The 12564-nt window shown below is 61.2% G+C and carries 11 protein-coding genes; all 11 read left to right on the forward strand.

Annotated features, from left to right (window positions below; all coding sequences use genetic code 11):
* Nucleotides 1-25 precede the first annotated feature (25 nt).
* The 11 genes from flgH (at nucleotide 26) to ACNFBR_RS23645 (ending at nucleotide 12543) form a co-directional block, all read left to right on the forward strand.
* Nucleotides 26-721: a flagellar basal body L-ring protein FlgH gene (flgH, locus tag ACNFBR_RS23595; RefSeq protein ID WP_012273524.1), complete on the forward strand. Its 696-nt coding sequence runs from the start codon at nucleotides 26-28 to the stop codon at nucleotides 719-721.
* A gap of 12 nt (nucleotides 722-733) precedes the next feature.
* Nucleotides 734-1843, forward strand: a complete 1110-nt coding sequence (locus ACNFBR_RS23600) for a flagellar basal body P-ring protein FlgI (protein WP_416737029.1) — start codon at nucleotides 734-736, stop codon at nucleotides 1841-1843.
* Nucleotides 1844-1854: 11 nt separating this feature from the next.
* A complete protein-coding gene (gene flgJ, locus ACNFBR_RS23605) occupies nucleotides 1855-3009 on the forward strand; it encodes a flagellar assembly peptidoglycan hydrolase FlgJ (protein WP_416737030.1) in 1155 nt (384 codons plus the stop codon).
* 12 nt (nucleotides 3010-3021) lie between these two features.
* Nucleotides 3022-5064 carry a flagellar hook-associated protein FlgK gene (gene flgK / locus ACNFBR_RS23610; RefSeq protein WP_416737031.1) on the forward strand — a complete coding sequence of 681 codons (2043 nt, stop codon included), beginning with the start codon at nucleotides 3022-3024 and terminating at the stop codon, nucleotides 5062-5064.
* A gap of 13 nt (nucleotides 5065-5077) precedes the next feature.
* Nucleotides 5078-6640, forward strand: a complete 1563-nt coding sequence (locus ACNFBR_RS23615; RefSeq protein ID WP_416737032.1) for a flagellar hook-associated protein 3 — start codon at nucleotides 5078-5080, stop codon at nucleotides 6638-6640.
* A gap of 388 nt (nucleotides 6641-7028) precedes the next feature.
* Nucleotides 7029-7958 carry a ketoacyl-ACP synthase III gene (locus tag ACNFBR_RS23620; protein WP_416737033.1) on the forward strand — a complete coding sequence of 310 codons (930 nt, stop codon included), beginning with the start codon at nucleotides 7029-7031 and terminating at the stop codon, nucleotides 7956-7958.
* Nucleotides 7959-8347: 389 nt separating this feature from the next.
* Nucleotides 8348-9799: a flagellin gene (locus ACNFBR_RS23625; RefSeq protein WP_416737034.1), complete on the forward strand. Its 1452-nt coding sequence runs from the start codon at nucleotides 8348-8350 to the stop codon at nucleotides 9797-9799.
* A gap of 76 nt (nucleotides 9800-9875) precedes the next feature.
* Nucleotides 9876-10232, forward strand: a complete 357-nt coding sequence (locus tag ACNFBR_RS23630) for a flagellar protein FlaG (protein WP_416737035.1) — start codon at nucleotides 9876-9878, stop codon at nucleotides 10230-10232.
* 83 nt (nucleotides 10233-10315) lie between these two features.
* Entirely contained in the window at nucleotides 10316-11704 is a 1389-nt protein-coding gene (fliD, locus tag ACNFBR_RS23635; RefSeq protein WP_416737080.1) for a flagellar filament capping protein FliD, read from the forward strand.
* A 127-nt stretch (nucleotides 11705-11831) separates the two neighbouring features.
* Nucleotides 11832-12233 (forward strand): flagellar export chaperone FliS, encoded by a 402-nt coding sequence (gene fliS / locus ACNFBR_RS23640; RefSeq protein ID WP_416737036.1) that lies wholly within the window; start codon nucleotides 11832-11834, stop codon nucleotides 12231-12233.
* Nucleotides 12214-12543 carry a flagellar protein FliT gene (locus ACNFBR_RS23645; RefSeq protein ID WP_104834217.1) on the forward strand — a complete coding sequence of 110 codons (330 nt, stop codon included), beginning with the start codon at nucleotides 12214-12216 and terminating at the stop codon, nucleotides 12541-12543. Before fliS ends, ACNFBR_RS23645 begins: the two co-directional genes overlap by 20 nt.
* Nucleotides 12544-12564: the final 21 nt, after the last annotated feature.

The raw sequence follows: 12564 nt of genomic DNA on the forward strand, positions 1-12564 counted from the left end.
CCGTTGCACCCGTGAGGTAAGCGTCATGAATCGTCTGTTGTCCGTTTTCGCCCTGGGGGGGGCGGTGTTGCTGGCAGGTTGCGTCGCACCGACGCCCAAGCCCAACGACCCGTACTACGCGCCGGTGTTGCCGCGCACCCCATTGCCGGCAGCGGCCAACAACGGCTCGATCTACCAGGCCGGTTTCGAGCAGAACCTGTACAGCGACCGCAAGGCGTTCCGGGTGGGTGACATCATCACCATCACCCTCAACGAGAAAACCTCGGCCAGCAAGAACGCAGGTTCGCAGATCCAGAAAAACAGCAAGGCCGACATCGGCTTGACCTCGCTGTTTGGCAGCACGCCGAACACCAACAACCCGTTCGGCGGTGGCGATCTGTCGCTGGAGGCCGGCTACAACGGCGAGCGTGCCACCAAAGGCGACAGCAAGGCCACCCAGGGCAACACCCTGACCGGTTCGATCACCGTGACCGTGGCCGAAGTGCTGCCCAACGGCATCATCGCCGTGCGCGGCGAGAAGTGGCTGACCCTGAACACCGGCGAAGAGCTGGTGCGCATCGCAGGCATGGTGCGCGCCGACGACATCGCCACCGACAACACCGTGCCGTCCACCCGTGTGGCCGACGCGCGCATCACCTATTCGGGTACCGGCTCGTTCGCCGACGCCAGCCAGCCCGGGTGGCTGGACCGCTTCTTCATCAGCCCGCTTTGGCCTTTCTGAGTACGGATGACCATGTTCAACCTGAGGCAGCTGATTGCCGCAACCCTGCTCCTGTCCTGTGCCTTCGCGGCCCACGCCGAGCGCCTGAAGGACATCGCCAGCATCTCTGGCGTGCGTTCCAACCAGTTGATCGGTTACGGCTTGGTAGTGGGCCTGAACGGCACGGGTGACCAGACCACCCAGACGCCGTTCACCCTGCAAACCTTCAACAACATGCTGTCGCAGTTCGGCATCAAGGTGCCGGCCGGCTCCGGTAACGTGCAGTTGAAGAACGTGGCGGCGGTGTCGGTGCATGCCGACCTGCCGGCCTTCGCCAAGCCTGGCCAGGTGGTGGACATTACCGTTTCCTCGATCGGCAACTCGAAGAGCCTGCGCGGCGGCAGCCTGCTGATGACCCCGCTCAAGGGTATCGACGGCAATGTCTACGCCATCGCCCAGGGCAACCTGGTGGTGGGCGGCTTCGACGCCGAGGGCCGTGACGGCTCGAAGATCACCGTCAACGTGCCGTCGGCGGGTCGAATTCCGGGTGGTGCCAGTGTCGAGCGTGCAGTGCCGAGCGGTTTCAACCAGGGCAATACCCTGACCCTGAACCTCAATCGCCCCGACTTCACCACCGCCAAGCGCATCGTCGACAAGGTCAACGACCTGCTTGGCCCAGGCGTGGCCCAGGCCGTGGACGGTGGTTCGGTGCGGGTCAGTGCGCCGATGGACCCCAGCCAGCGCGTGGATTACCTGTCGATCCTCGAAAACCTCGAAATCGATCCAGGCCAGGCAGTGGCCAAGGTCATCATCAACTCGCGTACCGGCACCATCGTCATCGGCCAGAACGTCAAGGTGTCGCCGGCGGCGGTCACCCACGGCAGCCTGACCGTGACCATTACCGAAGACCCGATCGTCAGCCAGCCAGGCGCCTTCTCCAATGGCCAGACCGCCGTGGTGCCACGCTCGCGGGTCAATGCCGAGCAGGAAGCCAAGCCGATGTTCAAGTTCGGCCCGGGCACCACGCTGGATGAAATCGTCCGCGCGGTGAACCAGGTGGGCGCAGCGCCCGGCGACCTGATGGCGATCCTCGAAGCCCTGAAACAGGCCGGCGCCTTGCAGGCCGACCTGATCGTGATCTGAGGACGGCGCGGATGAATATCAAAAGCCAGGTTTCCGGCAGTGCCGACAGTGGTGCCTACACCGACCTCAACCGTCTGAGCGCCCTCAAGCACGGCGACCGCGACAGCGAAGCCAACGTGCGCAAGGTGGCCCAGGAGTTCGAGTCGCTGTTCATCAGCGAAATGCTCAAGGCCTCGCGCAAGGCCAGCGACGTGCTGGCCGACGACAACCCGATGAACACCGAAACGGTCAAGCAGTACCGCGACATGTACGACCAGCAGCTGGCCGTGAGCATGTCCCGCGAAGGGGGCGGTATCGGCCTGCAGGACGTGCTGGTGCGTCAGTTGACCAAAGGCCGCAGTGCGTCGGTCAACACCAGCCCGTTCCCACGCGTCGATAACAGCGGCCCGGCATTGTGGGGCAACAAGGTGGCGGAGCCGGTGCATGCCACGGGCGCGTCCGCCACCCGCAACGACGTTGCCGCGCTCAACTCGCGGCGCCTGGCCTTGCCGAGCAAGCTCACCGACCGCCTGCTGGCCGGTATCGTGCCATCGGCGGCCACCGCCAATAGCGCCGCCGTGCCGGCCCGTGACGGCCAGCAAGTGGCCAAGTCCTTCGCCGTGCCCGACAACGGCCTGCGCATTGTCGGCCGCGCCGTGGCCCAGCCGCCGCTGGCGCCGAACAAGGCCTTTGCCGACAGCGATCAATTCGTCGCCACCATGTTGCCGATGGCCGAGCAGGCCGCCAAGCGCATTGGTATCGACCCGCGCTACCTGGTGGCCCAGGCGGCCCTGGAAACCGGCTGGGGCAAGTCGGTGATGCGCAACAGCGATGGCAGCAGCAGCCACAACCTGTTCGGCATCAAGGCCACCGGCAGTTGGCAGGGCGAGCAGGCGCGGGCGATCACCAGCGAATTCCGCGACGGCCAGTTCGTCAAGGAAACGGCGGCGTTCCGCAGCTACGACTCGTACCAGGACAGCTTCCACGACCTGGTGAGCCTGTTGCAGAGCAATTCGCGCTATCAAGATGCGCTGGACTCGGCCGATAACCCTGAGCAGTTTGCAAGAGAGCTGCAAAAGGCAGGTTATGCGACCGACCCGGGCTATGCGCGAAAGATCATCAGCATCGCCCAGCAAATGCAGTCAACCCCGCAATACGCCATGGCTGGCAGAACCACGAATCTATAAAAGGACTAAATCATGTCGAGCCTGATTTCGATCGGCCTGAGTGGCCTGAGTGCCAGCCAGGCGGCCTTGTCGGTAACCAGTAACAACATCGCCAACGCCGCGACCAGTGGCTATTCGCGCCAGCAGACGATTCAGGCAGCGGGGGCTTCGCACAACATCGGCGCCGGGTTCCTGGGTACAGGTACCACGCTGGCGGATGTGCGCCGCATCTATAGCTCCTACCTGGACAACCAGTTGCAGACCGCCACCTCGTTGCAGGCCGACTCGGTTGCCTTCCAGGACCAGATCACCAGCATCGACAAGCTGCTGGCCGACCGTGACACCGGCATCAGCTCGGTGCTTACCGCATTCTTCTCGGCCCTGCAGACCGCATCGGCAAAGCCCGGTGACGTCGCTTCGCGCCAGTTGCTGCTGACTCAGGCACAAACCCTGAGCAACCGTTTCAACGCGGTGAGCACCCAGCTCACCCAGCAGAACGCCACGATCAACTCCCAGCTCGACACCATGGCCGGCCAGGTCAACAAGCTGACCGCCAGCATTGCCGAGTACAACAAGCAGATCGCCGCGGCCAGCGGCACCGGCAACACCCCCAACAGCCTGCTGGATGCGCGCAGCGAAGCGGTGCGCCAGCTCAACGAGCTGGTCGGCGTTACGGTGCAGGAGCGTGACGGCAATTACGACGTGTACCTGGGCAGCGGCCAGTCGCTGGTCACCGGCAACAAGGCCAACACCCTGTCGGTAGAGCCTGGCGCTGCCGACAAGAGCCAGGCAAGCCTGCGTATCAACTACGAGTCGTTCAGCTCCGATGTGACCTCGGTGGTGACCGGTGGCGCGATCGGCGGCCTGCTGCGCTATCGCCAGGATGTGCTGACGCCGTCGATGAACGAGTTGGGGCGCGTTGCCCTGGTGGTGGCCGACAGCATCAACAGCCAGTTGGGGCAAGGCCTGGATGCCAATGGCCAGTTCGGTAGCTCGCTGTTCTCCAGCATCAACAGTGCCACTGCCATTGCCCAGCGCAGCCTGGCCTCGTCGAACAACAGTTCGGGTTCCGGCAACCTGGATGTGACCATCGCCAATAGCGGTGCGCTGACCACCTACGACTACGAGGTCAAGTTCACCAGCGCCAACCAGTACAGCGTGCGCCGTTCCGACGGCACCGACATGGGCAGCTTCGACCTCAACGCCGACCCGGCGCCGGTGATCGACGGCTTCAGCCTGTCGCTGAACGGTGGCGGCCTGGCAGCAGGCGACAGCTTCAAGGTGATCCCCACCCGTGCGGCCGCTGGTAGCATCACCACCACCCTGACAGATGCCAACAAGCTGGCCTTCGCCGGGCCGATCAGCGCCACCTCCGGTAGCGGCAACAGCGGCACCGGCACCATCACCCAGCCGACCTTGGGCGAATCGCTGGACATATACGGCGGTGCCGATACAGCGCTGATTCAGCAGTCGATTCGCGACTCGATGCCGGTGCGCGTGGTGTTCGATGCCGCCAGTGGCGGTTCCCAGGGCTACAAGCTGTTCGATGCCAAGGGCACCCAGATCGGCACCGGCAGCGTGGTGCCGGGTACGGACAATAAACTGTCGATTGCCGTGCCGATGCTCGATGCGGCCGGAAATCCAATCAAGGATGCCAGCGGCAACCCGCGCACATTCAGCGTCGAGACCACCATCGGCGGCAGCCCGGCAGCCAATGACAGTTTTACCCTGTCGTTCAATGCCGACGGCAAGGCCGACAACCGCAACGCCACCGCACTGTTGGGCCTGCAGACCAAGTCGACGGTGAACACCGGGTCCGGCGGCGGTACCAGCTTCACCTCGGCCTATGCCTCGCTGGTCGAGCGCGTAGGCGCCAAGGCCAACCAGGCGACCATCGACACCACCGCGACCGAGGCGGTGCTCAAGAGCGCCAGTGAAAGCCGCAGCGCAGTGTCCGGGGTCAACCTGGACGACGAAGCGGCCAGCCTGGTCAAGTTCCAGCACTACTACACGGCGTCGTCGCAGATCATCAAGGCGGCGCAAGAAACCTTCAGCACCCTGATCAATGCCTTGTAAGGAGTAGACTATCGTGCGTATTTCCACTGCTCAGTTCTATGAGGCCAGCGCCAGTAGCTACTCCAAGAACTTCTCCAGCATGAACAAGACCAACGATCAGGTGACGTCGGGTATCCGTATCCAGACCGCCGCCGATGATCCGGTGGGGGCTGCGCGCCTGCTGCTGCTGCAACAGCAGCAGTCGCTGCTGGACCAGTACAGCGGCAACATCAACACCGTCAGCAACTCCCTGCTGCAGGAGGAGAGCGTGCTCTCCACCATCAACGACGCCATGCAGCGCGCCAGCGAGCTGGCGATTCGCGCCGGTGGCGCTGGGGTTACTGACTCTGATCGCACGGCCATCAGCACCGAGCTGAAAGAGATCGAGGCCAATATCTTCGGTTTGCTCAACTCGCGCGATGCCAACGGCGACTACATGTTTGGCGGCTCCAAAAGCACCACGCCACCCTATGTGCGCAACTCCGATGGCACCTACAGCTACCACGGTGACCAGACCCAACTGAGCCTGCAGGTGTCCGATACCCTGAACCTGGCCACCAACGACACCGGTTTCAGCATCTTCGACTCGGCCAGCAACAAGAGCCGTACCCAGTCGACTCTGCTGGTGCCGGCAACTGACGACAGCGTGGTCGGGGTGTCGTCAGGCCTGATGACCTCGAGCACCAGCTACAACAACAGCTTCACCGCAGGCCAGCCGTACAAGCTGACCTTCACCAGCGCGACCCAGTACACCATCACCGATGCCAGTGGCCGCGACGTTACGTCTGAAACCCCCACCAACGGTACGTTCGACAGCAAGACCGAAGGGGCCAACCGCATTGCCCTGCGTGGCGTGGAGTTCGAAATCACCGTGACCCTGGAGGAGGGCGCCGATGCCGATGCGGCGGTGGCGGGGCGCGAGTTTTCCCTGGCGGCGCGCCCGGACTCGTTCAATGCCACGCGTAACGGCAACAATACCTCCAGTGCCCAGATCACCAGCAGCAGCGTGACCGACGAAACCGCCTATCGCAGCACCTTCCCCAGCAATGGTGCGGTGATCAAGTTCACCGGCCCGGGCGCCTACGAGCTCTATGCCCAGCCGCTGACGGCCGATAGCAAGGCGATAGCCACAGGTACCTTCACCGCACCGTCGCTGACGGTGGCCGGGGTGACCTACCAGGTGTCCGGTTCGCCCGAGGCAGGTGACCAGTTCGCGGTCACGGCCAATACCCACCAGAACCAGAACGTGCTGGAAACCCTCAGCCAGCTGCGTGCTGCACTGGACACGCCGGTGACCGGCGCTGGCGCGGCCAATGCGCTGAAGGATGCGGCCGCCTCGGCAATCGCCAACCTGGCCAGTGCCCGTGAGCAGGTCGACATCACCCGTGGATCGATTGGTGCCCGTGGTAACTCCCTGGAGATCCAGCGCCAGGAAAACACCAGCCTGGGCCTGGCCAACAAGACCACCCAGAACGCCATCGGCAACACCGACATGTCGCAGGCCGCCATCACCCTGACCTTGCAGCAGGCCATGCTGGAGGCCTCGCAGCTGGCCTTCTCGCGCATCTCCCAGTTGAGCCTGTTCAACAAGCTTTAAAAGGCTGGCGCGTCCCTTGTAGGAGCGGCCTTGTGCCGCGATGGGGCGCGCAGCGCCCCCAAAGTCATCAGCTTCGCAGCCTACATCGCCGGGGCCGCATTGCGGCCCATTCGCGGCACAAGGCCGCTCCTACATTGGCCTTGTGTCCGCCTGGTCATTCCCCGAATTCCCATTCCCCACACCCTCAGCGCGGCTTTCGTAGCAATTCAATGTGACCAATGAGTCAAAACGGTCATCTTCCCTGTATTCTATGCAGCAGCTGTTGCAGCATTTTGTTACCGGTGCGCAGGCGAGCTCTGCCTTCAACCCCTGGCGGTGACCGCTCCGGTATTTGGCGCCCTCAATTCATCGAGTGGTGGTCTTTGGCTGTTTTCATTGGGAAGCCAGAATGATTGGCATCAAAAGCATCGCGAGTTACGTGCCCACCGCTGGCCTGGACAACTACGTCCAGGGTGCGAAGTTCGGCAAGGACGAAGAGTTCATGTTCGGCAAGATCGGCGCCTCGTTCCTGCCGCGCAAGGCCGAAGAACAGGAAACCTCCGACCTGTGCGTGGAAGCCGCCCAGGCGCTGTTCGCCAGCAACCCTGATCTTGATCCGCAATCGATCGACGCATTGATCGTGGTCACCCAGAACGGTGACGAAGAAGGCCTGCCGCACACCGCCGCCATCGTCCAGAGCAAACTTGGCCTGTCGACCCGCGTGGCGGCGTTCGACGTGTCGCTGGGCTGCTCCGGCTACGTGTATGGCCTGTATGCGATCAAAGGCTTCATGGAGGCGGCAGGGCTGAAGAATGGCCTGCTGATCACCGCCGACCCGTATTCGAAGATCGTCGACCCGGAAGACCGCAACACCACCATGCTGTTCGGCGATGCCGCCACGGCTACCTGGATGGGTGAAAATGCGGTGTGGAACCTCGGCCAGGCGCGTTTCGGCACTGACGGTTCCGGTGCCGAGCACTTGAAAGTCACCGATGGCAAGTTCTTCATGAACGGCCGCCAGGTGTTCAACTTCGCCCTGGTCAAGGTGCCGGCGCACCTGCACGAGCTGCTGGATGCCAGTGGCCTGAAGTCGTCGGATATCGACGCCTTCTGCATCCACCAGGGCAGTGCGGCGATTGTCGACGCCGTGGCGCGACGTTTCGAAGAGCAGCACCCGGAGAAGTTCGTCAAGGACATGCTGGAAACCGGCAATACCGTGTCCTCCAGCGTGCCGCTGCTGCTGCAGAAGCACATGCTCGATGGCAGCTGGAAGCGCGTGGCCATCAGTGGCTTTGGTGTGGGCCTGTCGTGGGGCTCGGCCATCCTGTATCGCGACTGATCCCCTGCAGTCCAAAAAAAAGCGCCCGGCGGCCACCGCCCGGCGCTTTTTTCATGTCTGCGGCATGTGGCACAGATGCCCTGTAGGAGCAGCCGTGTGCTGCGAAGAGGCCAGCAAGGCAAACGAATATCTGTGGTCGTGCGGGCCACTTCGCAGCGCAAGGCTGCTCCTACAGGGGGGGCGTGTCCGCTTCGTTCTGGGTTTTTGACGCCAATAAACCGGCCTTAACCCCTTGATTTCTCGGGGCTGGCCCCATGCCAGCATTTTTTTTTCGAAAAAGCCCTCAAGCAACCCGCGCACCCGACGATAACCTTTACGAAGGTTCTCTAGGCCAATCCGGCGGTTGCCAAGGCCGGAAGCCGCAGTACCCATCCAACGAGGATTTCGTCATGGCTTTAACTGTAAACACCAACATTGCGTCGATCACCACCCAGGGCAACCTGACCAAGGCCAGCACTGCCCAGACCACTTCGATGCAGCGTCTGTCCTCGGGTCTGCGCATCAACAGCGCCAAAGATGACGCTGCTGGCCTGCAGATCGCCAACCGTCTGACCAGCCAGATCAATGGCCTGGGTCAAGCTGTGAAGAACGCCAACGACGGTATCTCGATCGCTCAGACCGCTGAAGGTGCAATGCAGGCTTCGACCGACATCCTGCAAAAAATGCGTACCCTGGCCCTGTCCTCGGCTACTGGCTCGCTGAGCGCCGATGACCGTAAGTCGAACAACGACGAATACCAGGCTCTGACCGCTGAGCTGAACCGTATTTCGGACACCACTACCTTCGGTGGCCAGAAGCTGCTGGACGGCTCGTATGGCACCAAGGCCATCCAGGTTGGCGCCAACGCTAACGAAACCATCAACCTGGCGCTGGACAACGTTTCGGCCAAGAACATTGGTTCGCAGCAGATCAAGAGCGTTGCCATCACCCCGACCCAGAATGGTGTTGATGCTGGTGATATCGACATCACCGGTAACGGCCAGTCGGCAAAGGTCAAGGTTGCCCAAGGCGATTCGGCTAAAACCATCGCAGCCAACATGAGCGGTGCGATCGGCGGCCTGACTGCTAGCGCCAGCACCGAAGCCAAGTTCGAGGTTGATGCTGCTGCAATCGCACTTGGTACTCCTAAATCGGCCAACTTCGAGCTGACCGTGGGCGGCCAGACCGTCAAGTTCGTTGGCGTGACTGACACTGCAGGCCTGGCTGACCAGCTGAAGTCCAACGCAGCCAAACTGGGCATCAGCGTTAACTACGACGAAAGCAACGGCGGTTCGCTGTCGATCAAGTCCGACACCGGTGAGAACCTGGTCTTCGGCAACAGCGATGCTACCGCTCAGGCTGGCATCAAGGTCAACGTCAAAGACGGTAACGGTGACTACGCTGCTTCCGGTACTGCCCTGCTTGGTACTGACCTGACCGTAACCGGCCAGGTATCGCTGGACTCGGCCAAAGGCTACTCCCTGACTGGTGCAGGCGTAACCAAGCTGTTTGCTGCTGGTACTGGTACTGCCGCTACTTCGGTCAAGACCACTATCGCCGATACCAATGTAACCGATGCTGTTAACGCACAGAATGCTCTGGCCGTTATCGACAAGGCCATCGGTTCGATCGACAGCGTCCGTTCGGGCCTGGGTGCTACCCAGAACCGTCTGCAAACCACCGTCGACAACCTGCAGAACATCCAGAAGAACTCCACCGCTGCTCGCTCCACCGTGCAGGACGTGGACTTCGCCTCGGAAACTGCCGAGCTGACCAAGCAGCAGACTCTGCAACAGGCTTCGACCGCAATCCTGTCGCAGGCCAACCAGCTGCCATCCTCGGTCCTGAAACTGCTCCAGTAATTCAGGCGCCTGAGTAAAGGGTGAAAGGGTGCGTTTACGTGCCCTTTCGCCCTTTTTGACATGAGGAGTTCGAAACATGGACATGAGTGTCAAGCTGAGCCAGGTGTATCCGTCCGTGTTACCCCAGGCGCCAGTCGCTGATCGGGATCGGGACCCTGCGGTGCCTGCCAAAGTGCAGGAAGCTGCTGCCCCCGATAACCAGCCGCACTCGCGCGAAGACCTGGAAAAGGCGGTTGGCGAGATTCGTGATTTCGTCCAGTCGAGCCAGCGTCAGCTGGATTTTTCCATTGATGATTCCACGGGCCGGGTTGTGGTCAAGGTAATTGCCACCCAGTCCGGCGAGGTGATCCGGCAGCTTCCGTCGGAACTTGCGCTGAAATTGGCGCAAAGCCTCAGTGAAGCCAGCAGCCTGCTGTTCGATGATCAGGCATAGGCTGGCATGATTTTTGTTGCTGTCGACCCTTTGATGGAGTTATCCGCCAAGGATCCGGCAGCTACTGAACAAGGAGAGCAATGATGGCAGGTACAACAGTCAGCGGTATTGGCTCTGGCATCGATACCCAGGCGATCGTCGATTCGCTGGTGGCCGCGCAGAAGGCGCCGAAGCAGGCGCAGATCAATACCCAAACACTGAAGGCAACCACCACGTTGTCCTCTATCGGCAAGATTCAGGCGGCCCTGGATGCGTTCCGCGGCGCCTTGACCAACATGACCGACACCAATAGCTTTGGTGGCCTGAGCCTGAAGTCTTCGGATGAGAAGGTCGCGACCGTGACCATGGGCACAGGGGCTGCAAACGGCTCGTTCAAGTTGATCGTCGACAAGCTGGCGACTGCCTCGAAAGTTTCGACCAAGGTTTATGCAAGCGGCGCCGGCTCTGTTGTCAATGCGGGTAGCGCGCCGACCACCTTGACCATAAGCCAGAGTGGCAAGGACTACGACCTTAGCGTTCCCGCCGGCGCAACATTGCAGCAGGTGCGCGATAGCATCAATAGCCAATTCGGCGCAGCAGGTCTGAGCGCTAACGTGCTGACAGATGCCAATGGATCCCGCTTGATTGTCACTTCGACCAAAATGGGTGACGGCTCCGATATCACGCTATCGGGCAACTCCGGCATCGATACTGGCTATACCGTTGTCGAAGAGCCGGCAGACGCCGAGTACACGCTGGACGGTATTGCCATGAAGTCTAAGACCAATGACATCACCGACGCCGTCAGTGGTCTCAACATCAAGTTGGTTGGCACTTCGCCGAAAAACGCTACGACCGGTGAAGTTACGGCGACTATTCTTTCGCTGACTACCAGCTCTACGACGTTGAAGTCGGGCCTGAAGGGTTTCATTGATACCTACAATGCCTTGCTCACTGTCATGAACGCAGAAACCAAGGTCACCAAGAATGCCGACGGTACCATGACGGCAGCAGCGTTGACCGGTGATGCGTCGATGCGGGCATTGATGACTTCAATTCGTGAGGAGATCAACGCGGTAGCCGGCAATGGTACCTTGAAATCACTCGCTGCCTTTGGCGTCACCTCCGCCCAGGATGGCGGTGCGCTGAGCCTGGATGACAAGAAGTGGGACAAGGTTGCCTCCACCAATGCGGCGGACCTGACCAGTATCTTCAATGGCAAAGACGGCCTGTTGGCGCGCCTGCAGAAGGTGACCGAGCCGTTCGCCAAGGCCAGCACCGGTACTCTTGCCGAGCGCTCCAAGACCCTGAGCGAAAGCCTGACCAAGCTCAAGACCGAGCAGGATGCTCTGGACACCCGCATGGAAGCTCTGAAGAAGAGCCTGCAAGACAAGTACAACAACATGGATACCCTGGTCACCCAGCTGCGCCAGCAGCAGAGTTCCGTGCTGAGCACCCTCAACGCGCTGAACAAGTCGAACAGCGACGATTAATCCGTGAACATTGCATGAAGTGCGGGCATGATGCCCGGCTTCATGTCATCGGCCGGTAAAGTTTTTCGCCGCCTGCCCGATACAAGGAATATCTCCCCCTTAAGCCTGCCCGTCACGAGGTCGCAAAATGAATCCCATGAGAGCCCTTCGTCAGTACCAGAAGGTCAATTCCCATGCCCAGATTTCCGAAGCCACGCCCCATCGCCTGGTGCAGATGCTGATGGAAGGCGGCCTCGATCGCATGGCGCAGGCCAAGGGTGCCATGGCGCGTGGCGACATCGCGGAGAAGGGCCTGATGCTCGGCAAGGCGATCGACATCATCATCGGCCTTCGCGACGGCCTGCAGCCCGAAAAAAGCGAAAACCCTGAGTCTGTAGAGAGGCTCGACGCCCTCTACGTCTACATGACCAACCGCCTGATGCAGGCCAACGTCGACAACGATGCCAGCATTATCGACGAAGTTGCCCAGCTGCTGATCACTGTGAAAAGCGGTTGGGACGGCATTGCCGATGCCCAGCCTGCCAGCTGACGGCAAGGAGATTACCGTGACCGCACTGCAACGCCTCGATGACACCTGCGATGCCCTGATCGGCGCCTTGGGTGAGCGTGACTGGGAAGCCATTGCCAAGCTGGATGTGGCGTGCCGCACGTGCATCGACGAGGTGCTGGAAACCCACGCGATGGACCAGGCGTTGCTGCGCGAGAAGCTGGAAGGGGTGCTGCAGGTCTACCGCAACCTGATCGACGTGACAACCGGTGAACGCCAGGCAATTGCCGAAGAGATGATGCAGATCAATCAAGCTAAAAATGCTTCGAAGGTTTACCATCTGTTCAGTTAAGATGCGCACAACTTAACAAAA

Source organism: Pseudomonas sp. NY11955, from assembly GCF_048068035.1.
GTDB lineage: Bacteria > Pseudomonadota > Gammaproteobacteria > Pseudomonadales > Pseudomonadaceae > Aquipseudomonas.